The 15,450-nt window shown below is 66.4% G+C and carries 12 protein-coding genes and 2 pseudogenes; 7 read left to right on the plus strand and 7 right to left on the minus strand.

Translation table 11 applies throughout. The features are described from left to right. Positions 1–3 precede the first annotated feature (3 nt). A pseudogene (locus EP7_RS10110) lies at positions 4–534 on the plus strand (integrase core domain-containing protein); the annotation flags it as partial. 43 nt (positions 535–577) lie between these two features. Here EP7_RS10110 and EP7_RS10115 read toward each other — a convergent pair. Further along, a protein-coding gene (locus EP7_RS10115) for an IS3 family transposase (protein ID WP_463527734.1) occupies positions 578–1,701 on the minus strand; the annotation gives its coding sequence in 2 pieces (ribosomal slippage) (positions 578–1,449 and positions 1,449–1,701; 1,125 coding nt in all). An 84-nt stretch (positions 1,702–1,785) separates the two neighbouring features. On the opposite strand from EP7_RS10115, the pseudogene tnpC reads away from it, so the two are divergent. After that, positions 1,786–2,880, plus strand: a pseudogene (tnpC, locus tag EP7_RS10120) (IS66 family transposase). 1,165 nt (positions 2,881–4,045) lie between these two features. Here the strand turns inward: tnpC and EP7_RS10125 are convergent. From EP7_RS10125 to EP7_RS10145, 5 genes are all read right to left on the minus strand, one after another. Next, a complete protein-coding gene (locus EP7_RS10125) occupies positions 4,046–5,290 on the minus strand; it encodes a reverse transcriptase domain-containing protein (RefSeq protein WP_463527735.1) in 1,245 nt (414 codons plus the stop codon). Continuing rightward, a complete protein-coding gene (locus EP7_RS10130; RefSeq protein ID WP_463527736.1) occupies positions 5,287–6,738 on the minus strand; it encodes a hypothetical protein in 1,452 nt (483 codons plus the stop codon). Before EP7_RS10130 ends, EP7_RS10125 begins: the two co-directional genes overlap by 4 nt. Before the next feature lie 62 nt (positions 6,739–6,800). Beyond that, the gene (locus EP7_RS10135; protein WP_463527737.1) at positions 6,801–7,190 is read right to left on the minus strand and encodes a helix-turn-helix domain-containing protein; all 390 of its coding nucleotides are present in this window, start codon (positions 7,188–7,190) and stop codon (positions 6,801–6,803) included. 347 nt (positions 7,191–7,537) lie between these two features. Then, the gene (locus tag EP7_RS10140; RefSeq protein ID WP_463527738.1) at positions 7,538–9,607 is read right to left on the minus strand and encodes a hypothetical protein; all 2,070 of its coding nucleotides are present in this window, start codon (positions 9,605–9,607) and stop codon (positions 7,538–7,540) included. Between the two features lie 168 nt (positions 9,608–9,775). Further along, positions 9,776–11,023: a tyrosine-type recombinase/integrase gene (locus EP7_RS10145; protein ID WP_463527739.1), complete on the minus strand. Its 1,248-nt coding sequence runs from the start codon at positions 11,021–11,023 to the stop codon at positions 9,776–9,778. Positions 11,024–11,529: 506 nt separating this feature from the next. On the opposite strand from EP7_RS10145, the gene EP7_RS10150 reads away from it, so the two are divergent. Next, entirely contained in the window at positions 11,530–12,153 is a 624-nt protein-coding gene (locus EP7_RS10150) for a transposase (RefSeq protein WP_463527740.1), read from the plus strand. A gap of 174 nt (positions 12,154–12,327) precedes the next feature. After that, the gene (gene fae / locus EP7_RS10155) at positions 12,328–12,876 is read left to right on the plus strand and encodes a formaldehyde-activating enzyme (RefSeq protein WP_463527741.1); all 549 of its coding nucleotides are present in this window, start codon (positions 12,328–12,330) and stop codon (positions 12,874–12,876) included. Positions 12,877–13,068: 192 nt separating this feature from the next. On the opposite strand, the gene EP7_RS10160 is transcribed toward fae, so the two are convergent. Next, complete coding sequence (locus EP7_RS10160; protein ID WP_463527742.1) at positions 13,069–13,518, minus strand: hypothetical protein; 450 nt, start codon at positions 13,516–13,518, stop codon at positions 13,069–13,071. Positions 13,519–13,691: 173 nt separating this feature from the next. Here EP7_RS10160 and EP7_RS10165 point away from each other — a divergent pair, with 173 nt between their 5' ends. From EP7_RS10165 to EP7_RS10175, 3 genes are all read left to right on the plus strand, one after another. Continuing rightward, entirely contained in the window at positions 13,692–13,994 is a 303-nt protein-coding gene (locus tag EP7_RS10165) for a hypothetical protein (protein ID WP_463527743.1), read from the plus strand. Positions 13,995–14,446: 452 nt separating this feature from the next. Continuing rightward, positions 14,447–14,683: a hypothetical protein gene (locus EP7_RS10170; protein ID WP_463527744.1), complete on the plus strand. Its 237-nt coding sequence runs from the start codon at positions 14,447–14,449 to the stop codon at positions 14,681–14,683. Positions 14,684–14,984: 301 nt separating this feature from the next. Continuing rightward, on the plus strand, positions 14,985–15,260 hold the full coding sequence (locus EP7_RS10175) for a helix-turn-helix domain-containing protein (protein WP_463527745.1): 276 nt from the start codon (positions 14,985–14,987) through the stop codon (positions 15,258–15,260). Positions 15,261–15,450 lie beyond the last annotated feature (190 nt).

Here is a 15,450-nt window from a genome sequence, read left to right on the forward strand (position 1 = left end):
CAGTGCGTGCGGCTGCGTCCCAAGCGCAAGGACCACGTGTGGAGCTACGACTTCGTGCAGGCGCGGACCCGCGACGGTCGGGCCTTCCGCATGCTGAACATCATCGACGAGTACACGCGGGAGTGCCTGGCCATCGACGTGGCCAGGAAGCTGAAGTCCGACGACGTGCTGGAGCGGCTCTCCGACCTGTTCGTGCGTCGCGGCGTGCCCGAGCACATCCGCAGCGACAACGGGCCGGAGTTCACGGCGAAGGCCGTGCGGGACTGGCTCGGCCGCGTGGGGTCGAAGTCGCTGTTCATCGAGCCGGGGAGCCCGTGGGAGAACGGCTATGTCGAGTCGTTCAACGGCAAGCTATCGGACGAGCTGCTGGACGGGGAGGTGTTCGATACGCTGCTGGAAGCGAAGGTACTGATTGAGCGTTGGAGGGTGAGGTACAACACTGTGCGGCCGCACAGCAGCCTGGGGTATCGCCCGCCGGCTCCGGAGGCATTCCGGCCCGGGTCGCCGGACTCCGGAGCTTTGCCCCTGCGCCCGGCCTCTATGGCCGGGAGTGACCTGCCCCGGAAAGTTGGACCAGCTAAACGAGAGCTTTTCGGTCGGACGAGGCGTTCAGATCACTGGCCTTCAATGCGGCGAAATCCCTCGGGGCCAGGTTCCCCAGGGCGCCGTGCGGGCGGACTTCATTGTAGTCGATGCGCCATGACTCCAACCGCTCCCGGGCGTCCTCCAGGCTGGTGAAGTCGGTCTGATTGAGACACTCCTCGCGCACACGCCCATTGAAGGACTCGATGAACGCGTTGTCCGTCGGCTTGCCGGGGCGGCTGAAATCCAGCGTCACGCCGTTCAGATGGGCCCACAGGTCGAGCATCTTGCCGGTGAACTCCGGGCCGTTGTCCACACGAGGCTCACGCGGCGCCCCTCGGGTCGAAGAGACCTCTGCCATCACCTCGGCGACCTGCCCGGAGGTGAACCGCGGGGCCACTCGCATGGCCACCGCCTCGCGGGTGAACAGGTCCAGCACCGTCAGGACGCGGAGCTTGCCGCCATCCGAGAGTGCGTCGCTCATGAAGTCCATCGCCCAGGCCTGGTTGGCCGCCTCGATGGCCGGCCGGTCGTCGCGATGGCGAGAGCTCACGCGGCGTCGCGGGGCCTTCCGCCGCAACGTCAATCGCTCCAGGCCGTAGAGGCGATCGACCCGCTTGACGTTGACGGCCCAGCCCTCGCGCTCGAGCAGGATGTGCAGCCGGCGATAGCCGTATCGGACGCGGCTGGTGGCCAACTCGCGTAGCCGCAGCCGGAGGGGCTCCTGGGCATCGCGGGTCCTCCGATCGTGGTAGGTCGACCGCGGATAACCGACGACCTCGCAGGCCCGCCGCACGCTGACGCCGAAGCGGACGGTCAGGTCCGCCACGACCGCCCGCCGCTGCGGCGGGCTCAGGGTTTTTTTGCCAGGACGTCCTGGAGCATCTTCTTGTCGAGGCTCAGGTCGGCGACCAGCTGCTTGAGCTTCTGGTTCTCCTCCTCGAGCAGGCGGAGCCGCCTAACCTCGGGGGTGCCCAGCTCGCCGTACTTGGCCTTCCAGCGGAAGAAGGTGGCCTGGCTGACGCCCAGCTTGCGACAGGTCTCATCGACCCCCAGGCCGGCCTCGGCCTGCCTCAGGGCGAAGGTGATCTGCTCGACGGTGAACTTCGACTGCTTCATGGGCCTGAGCTCCTAAGACTCGAGGCCTCATCGTATCCGAACTCTCAAGTGCGATGGCCCAGGAAATCGGGGGCACGTCATCCCATGCCGATTCTCAAATGCGATGGGCTAGATTCCGGGGTCAAGCGCACCGCCGACATCACCCCACTCGTCACCCAGCACACGATCCATCGCTTCTGGTGCTCCCGCTGCAAAACCACCGTCGAGCCCATCGTGGCTGATGCTCTGCCGGGTTCGACCATCGGCCTGCGGGTGCTGGTCTTCTCCGCCTGGCTGCATTACCTTTTGGGCACCACCATCGCCCAGATCCTCGACGTCTTCAACTTCCATCTCCAACTGAAGCTATCCGCCGGTGGCCTGGTTGCGATGTGGCGTCGCTTGGCTGAGGTTCTCGCCGCCTGGGACCAGCAGATCCACAACCAGGCGTTGCAAAGTGCCGTGCTCCACGCCGATGAGACCGGCTGGCGGGTCGAAGGCAAAACCCACTGGCTCTAGTGCTTCGCCGCGAAGGATCTGACCTACTACCTGATCGACCGGAGTCGGGGCAGTCCGGCATTGATGCGGTTCTTCCAGGCCGAGTTCGCCGGGGTCTTGGTGACCGACTTCTGGGGGGCGTACAACGCTGTGGTGTGTGCCCGAAAACAACGGTGCCTGCCCCACCTGCTGCGCGATCTGAAGCGAACGCAGCATTACCACAAGCCGGAGGGGGACTGGCCGGAGTTTCGCCGCAAGTTGAAGCGGCTGATCCGCGACTCGATCCGGCTGAGCAAGCGGAAAAAGGAGTTGTCGGCCGAGGCGTTCGCCTCGCGTCGCAAGCGGTTGGACCTGCGGCTGAACCAGATCCTGGACGGGTCGTGGCAGGAGCGGCACGCGCGGCGGTTAGTGAAGCGGTTGCGGCGGCACGCCGGGGAGTTGTTCACGTTCCTGGACCACGACGGAGTGCCGTTCGACAACAACCACGGCGAGCGACAGATCCGGCCGGCGGTGTTGGCCAGGAAGAACAGTTATGCCAACGGCAGCGATCAAGCGGCAAGCACGCAGGCGAGCCTGATGAGCGTGTTCCGAACGCTGAAGCAGCGAGGCCACAACCCGGTATCGGTGGTGACCGAAGCGGTCCGCACCTCGCTCAAGTCGGGTCAACTTCCACCCCTACCTGAACCCGTCCCTGCACTCGGCTGAAGGCTTACGAAAGTGTGAAGTGTCCGACCGAGACAGACTCGAGATCCGACTCTCGCCGAGCAACGGCCTGTGACGATGGAGGCATCGTGTCGCCGCAATCAAGCTCCTGAAGCGCCAGATGTTCGGTCGAGCCGGATTCGTGCTCCTGCGGTGCCGATTCCTTCGGGCCGGGTGGCTCTCGGATCATCGTGGAGGAAGAGCGGGTCACCGATCAAGAGATGCAGAGATTTATCCTTTTGAACGGATCAAGTCTGTCGGACAGCGGCGGCTTCGTTTGGCCGATGGTCTCACGAAGCAGGCCAAGCACTTCTCACCTGGCCGCGTCACGGAAATTGCGGGAGAGCCGGAGCCCGGCCATCGGCCTTCTGGCGTTCCTGGCCCTCGCGTCAGGCGGCCTGGCCACCGGCGCGATCCGGCTACGCCGTCGTCACCCCTAGCTTGATGGCCGGCCCCCGCCGCGGCACCGGCCGCGGCGGGGGTGGCCGCCGCCTTTCTTTTAACCATGGCCCCGTCCCCCGGTGCACCGGTGACCGAGCCCCTCGGTCGGCCCGGGCCGGGACTCCCTGATTAACGTTAATCAGTGAGTCCCCTTTGCGACCTTCATGATCGCCGACGTGGCCAGGCGGCTCGCGCTGGTCTTCCCGGCCCCGGGCGGGCATGGATTGCTACGGCGAAACGGACCGATTGATCGAACCCTTCGCCGGCCGCCGGCGAATTGAAAGCGTGCCGATCGGGGTGAGGACAGCCTCAACTTGCAGGCTCGGGCCGCACGGGCAACGGAAACGGTCGAGTCGAGGTTCGAGCGACCCGCGTCGCCACTCAGCGCGGTCGAGATTCTCGCCTCTTCGACCGCCGCCAGTAGCTTCTCCCCGATGATAATCAGCCCAGCCCATGGTCAGCTCGCCACGCGTCGGCGGACAGGCAGCCGCTCGTCAGTCCGCCTAGCATCTCTGGGGAATCGGACTCGATCCATCGAGTGGGCCTGAGTGTCGTCGCAGGGTTTGAGAAACGTCTTCGATCGAGCGTGAACCGGGTCTCCGGAACGAGCCCGGGCCGGGCGAAGTCAGCCTCGCCCGGCCCAGGCCTCGAGATGCGAAGTGAGCTTCGCACCCCGGTCGATGTGTGGCATGCGGAGCTGCCACGCGACGCAAGTCGCACAGCGGCCCTACCCGCCCCCTCCGCGCTCATGCCTCGTGCGTTCCCACCGCCCGTGTGCCTCACGGCACCATCCCAACGTGGTCTCGCGCGGTGCAACCTCGCGGAAGCCGAGTGCGGCCGCGATCCCCAGGATCCGGCCCGTCATGGCGGCTGCATGCTGCGGCCCGAAGGCCGGCCCGAGCGAACCGATCCAACCCCTGCAGATGGCCAGGGCCATGGAGGGCGGGTCCGGGTCCTCGTGGGCCGATTCGAGTTCGGTCTGGAGCTTGGTCCAGGCAGTCCTCCCCGGTGAGAGTTGGAGTCGGTCGTCCTGCCAGCGGAGGGCGAATCCCAGGAGCCGGCATTCGCCGCGTCGGAGGTCGAAGGGCGGCCCGTCCTGCTGCTTCAGGTTGTGGCCCGCACGATCCAGGAGTTCCCGGGACGCGTCGAGTGCATCCGTAGCTTCGGCCTCGTCCTCGCAGGTGTAGATCAGGTTGTCGGCGTAGCGCAGCCAGGGGATCTCGTTCGGGCGCCCCCGGAAGGCCCGGTCATGGCATGCGTCCAGTCGGACGTTCAGAAGCAGCGGCGAGATCGGATCGCCCTGGTCGATGCCCGCGACGCGGGCCAGGTCGGTCGACCCGCGGATGACGGCCTCGACCAGGGCGTGGAGTCGTCGGTCCTCGATGGGATCGGTCAGGTCCTCCAGGAGGCACGGGATGGAGACATTGTCGAAGGCCGCCTCGACGTCGTCGATCGCCAGGACATACCGGCTCCTCGCGGCCATGTCCGCCTCGAGCGTCGCCAGCAGGGTCCACGTATTGCGTCCCGGCCGGAATCCGTGCGAGCGATCGTCCAACGAGGGCTCGAACACCGGCGAAAGGACCTCGAGCAGGGCCTTGGAGATCACCCGGTCCGCGACGCCGCGGATCGTCAGGGTCCTGGTCTTGCTGCTGCCGGCCTTCGGGATCGCCACGCGGCGTGACGGCCCGGGCTTATAGGTCCCGTCGCGGATCGTCGCGGCCAGATCGCGTAGGACCGCGGCGGTCTCGCGGCGCCCGAGGTCCTGGTAGGTGACGCCGTCGGGGCCCGGCGCTTGCCCTCCTTTCGCACGAAGTTCGTCGTAGATGGCGATCAGGAACTCGTGGTCCCCGACCTGCGCGAGGCTCGGACTCCCGCCGTCCGCCAGGCCCGATCGGGCACGACGGCGGGCGCGACGCATGGCGTAGAAGTCGCCAGGGCCGAGGGGCGCGCGGATCGAGCCATAGCCGCTCATCGGAAGCCCCCGGGCCGGGTGGCGAGGAAGTGATCGAGGGGAGTCGGCGGTTTGACCCCGTCGACGGTCCAGCCCCGCAGGCGATAGGCCTCACGCCGCGATCGGCTCCGCCTTCGCAGCTCGGCCGACCGGCGATCGACGAGGTCGATCACACGCAGTGGACTTGAAGTCAACTCGTTCGGCACCGCGATGCCGCAGAGCTTGGGGGGCAGGCCCGCCCCGCCATCCGCGCGGATCAGCACGTCCAGGTCCCCCAGGAACCATCCGTCGATCGCCGAGGGCGTCACGATGATGCCGTGGCCCTCGGCCACTTCGTCGTGGACCTCGACGAGGGCCCGGTCGCCCTGCGGCAACCCATCGAGGTCGGCATGGTTCGCCGCAGCGATCGACCAGCCTTCGAGTCGGTTAAAGAGCGCCATCGCGTGCTCGAGGTTCGCGGCGAGGACGGCGACCCGCGCCCTGGTCGTGGGGGCTGCCGTCGGATCCGGGTGCGACGCATATTTCGCCAGATTTGACCTCGCCAGGTTTGCGACGATCCGGGTCCTCGCCTCGTTGTGCCAGATTCCGGCCCGGAGGTGCCGCGCCAGGCTCGGATGGTCCGGGATGGCGGGCCTGCCGTCGTATGTCCGGAAATCCACCTCGACGTCTCGCAACCGCTGGCCATGCGCGGGGACGAAGCATTCCTCGAATCCGAACGCCGCGCGGAGCTGATCCCGGTCGAGCGAAGCGGACGCGGGGCCGTCGAGCAGGAAGCCGAACCGACGCGCGTGCCGCGAGAAACCCAGCGGGAATCGGGCACGGACGCCGAGCGCGTCCATCGCGTCCGGGAAGAGGAGGAGCCGACGCTCGTGGAATCGTGCGGCGGGATCTCCCATGCCGAGCTCGGTCCCCACCGCGATCTGCACCGGGCCCTCACGCGATGCATGGCTCGTGTACCGGCCCGCGGAGAGGCCGTAGCGACCGAGTTCGCGGGCCACCCCGTCCACGTCCTCGCGCCGAGTTACGACGACGGCAATCAGCAAGCCCGGCCAAGCGGCCGCGATTTGAGCGATCAGGAAGATCGGGTTGACCTGCTTTCCGAGGTGGAGCAGACCGGACTCGCGCGATCGCACGAAGTCGATCATCGGCCGATCGACGACTCGAAGGTTCGCCGGCTTGGCCGCGACTGGCTCGGGGAGCGGATCCCCGGCCCCGAGATCGTGGACGACCAGGCCCGATTCCCGGAGCTTGAGGGCGACCAGTTCGCGGAGGCAGCACGGGATCGCGATCCTCGCGATGCCCCCACTCGACGGGCCGAAATCGCGGTCGAGCCGCGCGCATTCGACGTCGATCCGGCTCCCTCCACCGGAATCGGCCCGCAGGACGTGGCGGGAGGTGCCGAGCGCGGCCACGAGTTCGGGTGGAGGATCCTCGACGATGAATTCATCCTCGAATCGATCGATGACCACGGTTCGCCGCTCGACTGTTCGGCGAGCGGCTTTCCGCGGGCGATTTCGCCCTCGATCCCGGCTCATCGTCCGGGCCTTCCGCCGGTCGTGCCATCCACCTCAGATCCCAATGTCGCGGGAAGCGCGTCGCCGAGCCCGCGCCCGATCAGTCGCTCGAGCTGCTCCCTCGGGACCAGGAGCCGGCCTTTCGGGCCGGTGCCGGTGACCCGGACGGCGTGCAATTTCCCCTGCTTCACCCAGCTCCGGACGGTGTACGAGGCCCGGCCGGTGAGCTCGGCGATCTCCTCGATGGTGTAATGCGACTTCCGCGAATGGCCGAGCAGGTTGTGGATCTCGCCCAGCATCCGGTGGACGTCGCGGACGAACTCCGCCATGGCCGCGGGATCGAGGCCGGGCTGGCGTGGGTCGGGGCCGGCCTGATGGGGACGAGGAAACGGTCGGGTCGTATCCATGGATGCACGCCTCGGTACGCTCAGGAATCCGGCAAGGCCGGGGTCCGGATACTGGTTGCGACCGAGGTGGCGCCGATCAAGCGGGATGGAATAGGCGAGGGGAGCCGGGCGACAAGACGCGGAGGAACAAACGCCGCGGATGGCGTCGCCTCGGGTCGCAACCAGCTTGGTTTGGGGGTCTTCGGGATCGGGGAGATCCCGGAGAGTCGTCACGCGGCGCTGACTGCCAGTGCCCGAAACTCGGGACTTGTGACGACCGATCCAGGCTAACCATCGCGTCGTGATGCGGCAATGCCATGTCGTGGAATTTCGACCCGGGCTCCCGGCCATGCTGCGGATGCCTTGATTCAATAAGTATCGCGGACCTCGATGACGAATAGGTCATGCGTGAATCGCAGAGATCCTGCCGCGGCCCGCGTCGCGGCCGTCACGAGCGACGAGTTCGCGGCCCGATCGTCCGGCCCTGCGGGGGCATCGATCAGGATCTGATCATGGAATGCGCCTGCCACGCAGAGTCCTTGCTCGACGACCGAGAAGAGGACCTCCTTGCGGACGGCGTCCGCGAGATCAAGGAGGATCGCGCGGTGCACCCCGGCGAAGGCGCGTCCCCCCACGATCCTCCCCGTCGCGGTCACGACCGAACGGGAGAAGATCGCCTCGTGCAACGCCTTGCTGCCGGATCCGGACTCCAGGACTGTTCGCAGGGCCGGATTGCGGCAGATGGCGGCCATCCGACGCAGGAGCGATCGATCCCTGGATCTCCCCGAGATCAAATTCCTGAGCGACGCGTCGTGCTCATCTCGTTGGCGACCGATGATCGAAGCCAGCTCGGACGTCTCGCAGGCCAGGGCCCGGAGCAACGTCAGGACGACCTCATCGTCGGGAAGGTAGACGCGTTCCAGCCCGGTTTCCGCAGTCATGATTCGCTGGTACTCCGCGGACTTGCTTGCATCGATCTCGATCCCGCGCTCCAGGCCCAGCATGACCCGCGACTGGGCGGCGCTGTAGCCGCGGGTCAGCCCGCGGAGGAAGGTCTCCGAGATCGCTAGTAGGCGTCGGCACTCGGCCGGATCCTTGGCAATCTCCGAGGTGAACTCCTCACCGGCGAGCGGCGGCTCGTGGAATCTCGATGCGACCTCGGCGATCGGGTCGATTCCCGCCCGGAACCACCCCGCCAGCTGGGAGCAGCCGCCCTGCCGCTCGACCAGCTCCGCGAAGCATCGGAGCTCAAGATCGCGCAGGTACAACACGAGGAATTTGCGACCCGGCCCCGGTTCGAAGATCGGGGCGTCGACGAGCCGGCGTAGGCCGACGACGTCCGGGTTGTAGGCGCGAATCGCCGGCACAACCTCGTAGGCCGGAAGGAAGATCCGGTCGCCCGCCAGGCGAGCCATGGCAACCTTGAGATCTGCTGCGATCGTCAATTGCGACCAGGCCTCGAGGATCGGATCGAGATGAATCAAGTCTCCCCAACGCCTGGGGTCGATGCTGACATTCCCATCACCATCCTCGGGTGTCTCGATGGATAGTTGCCGTTCATCCGTCGAGTTGGAGGCGGCCTGGCCGAGCAGGATCGCGAGTTTCTTCGGCCTAGCGTCGGGGAATTTCCCGTCCTTCAGGCGAACGTCCTCGCCGTCCCATCGGAAGCAATCCTGCGCCCGCGCGTCGCGCCCGAGGCTGAGCGAGCTCGCCCTGTAGATTTGGTCGGCTTGCGTGTCGAGCGTCTCGAGCTGATCGGCCCGGACTCGCAGGCCTCGCCTCGTCGCCCGGGCCAGCGTGACCGCCCCGCGGACCTCGATCCCCAGGCCGAGCGGGCCGTGCCGGCAGATGACCCCGAGATCGAGGCCCTCCTCTTCGCAAATCCGGTCAACTTGCTCGCGGAGGGCGTGCTCGATCTCGCGGGTCGCGCACGCTCGTTCCAGGAGTGTGACGGACCCCGAATCGGATTCGGTAGCCGCCCCCCCGGTCGACGGGCCATACGTTCTGATTGGCGCCTCGGCCGATCCAACATAAAGGTCGGAACGGTAATGGCCGAGCTCGTCGAGGGTCCTAGTTACGGGTGAGCTCGCACCGTCCGCCAGCCAGACGAGTTGGTCGAGCAGCCTCACGTCGACGATCCGATTTGTCCGGCACAGCTCCAGGAGGACCTGCCCGGGCTCGCCAACCTCCCCGACGCAGTCCGCGATCGACCAGAACCACATGCGCGAGTCGTAGCAGGCGAATGTGCGGTCGCGATGCGAGAGCAGGAACGGCCCGATCTCGCCGGGTTGCAGGATGCACGAATCGGCTCCCGTATCCGCCGCGGCGAGGGCGACCGTAGGGGTCGAAGCCCGACCATGAGTCGCTTCGTTTATCTCGACCGCCATCGCGATCGTCCCACCGCTCAAGATGCGGCCTCCCCACGCGAACTCGTGCATGGCCTTCGGCTCCGCCTGTGATTTCGCCCTCGACCCAGCTTACCTACCCGAGGAGGTCGTTCCGATCCCCTGCAACGGGGACACGTCAGCACTCGCAGCAGCCCTCTCGATTCAATCCTCGCAATCCAGGCCCCGACGCGTTCGACCCGCCGCCCGACCCGGCCATCGTCAGCTCGCCCCCTCGGAGGGCTCGTCGCCGAAGCTGAGGGACTCGATGGCCGAGCGGCGGTCGTCCGGATGCAGATGACGGTATCGCTTGCGCATCCCCTCGGTCTGGTGGCCCATCCACTCGTCGATGATCCGCTGATCGACGCCGCGCGAGGCCAGGTTGCTGGCGAAGCTGTGCCGGTAGGTGTGGAAGCCCACCTTGAACCAGTTGCGTTTGCTGTCCAGGCACCACCCCGTCCCGCGCATCGGCTGCCAGAAAGCCCGGTTGGCGCGGTCGGTGCCCAGGGCGTCGGGGCTCCCCGGCTCGCAGACGACGTGCTGCCCGCCAGGTCGCTTGCGCGACCATTCGTCCAGGATCCGACGGAGTTCGGGGTGGAGGTCGATCCTCCGGGCCGTCGAGACCGTCCGGCGCGACTGCTTGAGACTGCGTGCGACGACCTGTCGGCGGTCCAGCTCGACGTCCTCCCACCGCAGGCGAAGGACCTCGCCCCGCCGCATCCCCGTATACGCGGGGATTGCGTGCAGGAGATGGGCGAAGTCGGCCTCGGCCCGCTCGTTCACCGACCTCAGGAGCCCGCCGATCTCGCCCGGCGCGAGGTAAAGACAGTCCCAGAGCCCGGCGGACTCCGCCGCCGACAGGCCGCCCCGAGACTGCATCCGCTCGATCTCGGCGATCGTTCGGAAACGCGGCAGCTCGGCATGCTCCTTGATCGGAGCCAGGTCGGACGCCGGCGAGGATTCCAGGTAGCCGTTGGCGACCGCCCAGGCGAAGAGCTGGCCGACCGTGTCGCGCTCCTTGTGGACCGTGCTGGGCCACCTCAGCTTCAGCCGGGCCTGGAGGAACTGGTCCAGGTCGCGGTGCGCGATCGCGTCGGCGGACGCCTCGGCCTTCGGCCCCAGGGCGCGCATGAGGTTGCGGAGGTGGACCCCCTCGGTGTAGACCGTCGAGGGGGCCTTGTGCGACTGCCCCTGCAAATAGGACGCGGCCAGGGCGGCCAGGGTCGGGGCCCGCCGCCGCGAGCGGGCAGGGGCCCTGAGCGTGCCGCCGCTGACGATGAAGTCGCCGGGGTCGACGCCGGGCGGGACCTCGATGAGCCCCGTGAGCAGGCCGTGGATGGCCCGCTCGAGTCCCTTGATCGCGACGCGGGCGTCGGCCGCGTCCGTCGTCTTCAGGGACTTCTTGTATTCCTTGCCGCCGTGCCGGAAGCGGGCGACGAACGTGTCGCCCTTCTTGCCCAGGTACGCCATCGCACCGACCCTCCCCGCCTCGGAGTGGCAGCCCACGCACCCGGACAACCGGGCTGTGGGGAATGCCACACGGTGCCACAGGATCGCCGGCCGAGGCACTCCGGAGGCACCGACGGGGAATGGTAACGAAAAAAGGGCCCGCGGCAATTCGCCGCAAGCCCTTTCGCTGCATAGTGCCGGAGACAGGACTTGAACCTGCACGGGAATAAATTCCCTCTAGCCCCTCAAGGTAGTAAACCAGCATCGTACCAGCGTTGGCTCTGCGTCAGATCTGCATCGATCCCTCTGGAGTTGTTCGACTTGGAACGAAATCGCGTCGGATCTGTGTTGGTTCAACCCAGGTCTGATGTGGGCTACGCGGGTGTAAGCACGGTGTAAGGGCGACGCATAAGGATACGATCTCCGGTTTTCCGTCGGAGGCGGCAGACTGGTGCTTAATCGCGTTAGGGCAGATCCAGCTGAATCTGCCCTGGCTGGCCTGGGCCGATCGGCTCGACCGGCTCGGGGTGCTGCAGGGGGCACACACGCCTCAGATCAAGGGGCAGATCGCACCGGAGCTGCTCGACCAAGCCCGCGACGAGTGCCAGCCGGTGAAGGTCGTGGTGGCCGACAGCGGCTGCGGCAACTCGGGACGGTTCTGCGACGGCCTGGCCGGGCGGGGCCTGCACTCCGTCGTCGGCGTCAGCGGAGAGAGGGTCGTCTCCGCCGAGGTGCCGCCATGGGGCGTGCCGAAGCCCTCCACCGGCGGCCGGCCGCAGAATCGACGCCGGCTCGCGGCCGACTCACCGCGGCCGGTGAGCCCGTCCGAGCTGGCCACCCGGACGCCCCGGCAGAATGTGACGTGGCGCGAGGCGACCAAGTGTCTGGATTTCTCCAGCAAAGACGGGTGTCGAAGTTGTGGGTTCATCCGGTTCTCTCGTACCCGGCAGGCGACATGTATCTCAGCGACGAATGTCGCCGGACTCGATCGAGAAAGGTCGAGGAGGATGTATACAAATCGACAGAAAATTGCGTACGCCCTGTTCAGGAACGAGCTAAATCGGTGTACGTCATGGACTCGGGCATTCTTGGCGACGCAGAATTGCAACAGCGCCCTCGGGCCGGTCTCAAGCACGAGAGGGACACCGTAAAGTGCGTGCTTCATTAGACTTTGCCAATTCTGATCTGGACTGATTGTCGCCGAGGTGTCTCAACCTGATAATCGGCCCCCGGAACATCGCTGGCACAGTCTCTGACGACTGTAGGCTACTGGCGAGCATCTGCGACGCTAACATCCAGCACCGAGATCGAATTGAGGGATCACCATGAACGAGCGGATCATCCTGCGGACCGGCGAGGCCTTGGTTGAGGGCGACGTGGACTATTTGGCCGCCGAACCAGAGGTCGTCATTGGTGAACTCGATGGGCCGGTCGGCCATGCTCTGGCCCAGCTCATCGGCGGGCAGGTCAAAGGCCATACGAAAGTCTTCGCCATCCTCAACAGCGACGTCCAGGTCCGGCCCGTGACCGTCTTGGTCAGCAAGGTGACGGTCAATGACGCGAGGTACACCAATATCCTCATGGGGACCGTCCAGGCGGCGATCGCCAATGGCGTGCTCGACGCCGTACGTGCCGGCGACTTGCCGAGGGACAAGGTGAACGACCTCGGGATCATCTACTCGGTCTGGCTCGACCCGGCGGCGTCGAAGGTGGACAAGCTGGACCACGAGGCGCTCTTCCAGATCCACAGGGAGGCGACGGCGAAGGTGATCCGCAAGGCCATGCGCCACGAGCCATCGATCGACTGGCTGCTGGAGAATCAGGACAAGGTTCAACACTACTACCACCAGCTTGGACTGCAGGGGGAACTCTGACCTCGGCTGATGCCGATCGGTGAAGGTTACGCCGCGGGTGCGAGGGTCGTAGCAGGACCTCTCGCAACGCCTCGGGGAGTTTCTCCAGGCCCAGCCCGCCGCCGGCCTGTGGGAAAACCCAATCGGCCCATAGCCAGAGCAGTACCGTCGCCACCGCGTCGGAGAACGTCACCGCCGCTTTCCCGGGCCAGCTCACCGCCCCGGTTCGCGCCGTCTCGGGAGGGCGTGGAACAGCAGCGCCACGACGGAGTACAGCTCGAACAGGCAGGGGGCGGCCCGCTCGACCGTCTTGCGACACCGGCCCCGCGTCGTCTCCAGGCCGAGGTGGGCCCGGGCCTCCTGGAAGGTGGATTCGACCTGCCATCGCTGCCCCCTCCGTTCCGGGAGCAGGCCGTTGCGGCGATAACGCAACAGCTCGTCGTGGGAGATCGCCCACGATTTCGACGCACTCCGGCCGGAGCCGCGCTTGCCCGCGTGGACCCGGCCCAGGCGGCACCACTGCCTGACGGCGAACTCCGCCTTGCCGACTGCGCGGGCGAACTCGTCGGTGGAGTAATGCTCCTTGACCGACTCGCGCTCGAGCAGCGAGGCCAGCATCTGCTCGATCCTGTCCAGCCGATCGATCATCTCGCCGTCCGCCATCGTCGCCGCCTCCGGGGGTTCAGCTCTCAGGGGGCGGCGAGAGTAACCCCGCCCCGGTCCCCGCACAAATCCGCTGGCCTCGATCGGGGTTCGCTCCCCGACCCGGCCGTCATCTCCGCCCAACCGGCGAGGTCGCCGGGGCCGCCCATGGGCACCACGAGTGGGGCCGATCGATGAAATACGAGACCGACGGGGATGTCCGCTCGCCCCGCGAAGTCCTCGACGCTCATCCCAACGCCATCGATCTGGTCGAATTCGACCGGTTCTTCTCCGATCAGGCCCTGCCGATCCGGGGCGTGGCCGTCCTGTCATACCGGGTCGCCCGCCAGGTCGCCGACCCGGAGGCCATGCTCGATGCCACCCCGACAAGCTCGTCCGCGTCGCCAGCCTCAACGACCGCCCCACCCAGGCAGAGCTCGCGTCGAAATCCCCGAGGACTTCCGGGAGAGATCCGAGTGAACCCCCCGCGCCATTGACACCTACGGTTCGCTGTACTCGGTCCTCCGAACGGACCCGATCACGACGCTCTCTCGATAGCTGGAAGACGAAATGACCGTTGCCGGCAATCGTCGGCCGACCTCCTCCTGAAGATATAAGATCCAGCGAGCCAACAAGTTGTGGCGGAGACGATGACTTTCGTGAGTCGTCTTGGCGGCGGATTTCCCCCGATCGGCACTCTTTTGTCCTGAAGCTCCTTCGGGTTTCTGCTGAGGATCCTCGCCCCGTAGCCTCCACGCGCCGCGGGCGAGATCGACGAGGGCGTCGCTCATGGTCCCGGGCGGGAACCGGCAGCCGCCGGGGCCCCTCGGAAAAAAGGCGCCTCGGCGCCGAGGCGTCGGCGCATCGCCAGGGCCTCGGCCGCAGCCGGGGGGGCCTGAGCAGCCAGATCGTCGCGATCGCCGGCGACGAGAGCACGGCCCTGGCCGTCGTGGTCGTCCCGGGTCAGTCGCACGACGCCCCGCACCTGAAACCCTTACTGAATCAGGCCGTGGCCCGGCTGAAACCCGCCGAGCAGTCAGCTACCCTCACTCGCGAGGGGCGGTACCGCGAAGACCTGTGCTATCGACTGGGGGTCTTTCTCGTCCACCTGCCGCTCCTGCGCGATCGGCTCGCCGACCTGCCGTTACTGGCGGAGCACTTCTGTGCCGGTTCCGCGTCGAACTGAGGAAGGAAGTGAGCAGCAGTGCTCCGGAGCTCCTCGATCGGCTGGGATGGTATTCCGGGCTCGGCAACGTGCAGGGATAGCAGAACGTCCTGAAGTCGGCGCCGCTACGCTCCCACGGGCCGATCCTCCTGCTCGATTCCTTCACCCGCTGGAGGATCCCACTGTCGGGATAGCCCCGGCCCCCGGAGTCCGACACTGCGGCGGGCGTGCCCGACTGGGTAACTTCGTGGATCGGAGATTACGCGACGGCACGACGGACCTCCTTGCCAAGGCCCAGGCCGCCATGGTGTGAGATATCCTCGTGCGCATCCCGCTACCTTCCGGGGGGAACCAGATTCGGGCTGCGCGTCGTTTGGGGATTTCACGCGATCCCCTTCGCGCCAAGCGACGAACTCTTGACATTGTCACTGCTTCAACGCTGGCCAAACTTCAGAGACTTCTGGGTGATTCATGTCTCAAAAACTTCTGGGTGATTCCTAAGCCGCCTGTGGACGAAAATGGGCCACGACGCCGCCTTGGCCGTTGCCCGGTCGCAACCATTTGGACGCTGATGCAAATAATATACTTCACACAATAAAGCGCCAATATTTGCAGGTCAGCCCTCAGGCTCGCTTACTTTTAAGGCCTTGCGATATAAAGGCACGTCAGCTGGGCTCTAGCCTCTCGGGATTTCACCTTTAAAGCCGATTTGTCCCGAGCGCACGTAATACTTAGTAGCAAACGTGTTTCGCCGCTATCTTGACCGCCATTAACCATGCTGGCATTTT

It is taken from the genome of Isosphaeraceae bacterium EP7, assembly GCA_038400315.1.
Lineage (GTDB): Bacteria > Planctomycetota > Planctomycetia > Isosphaerales > Isosphaeraceae > EP7.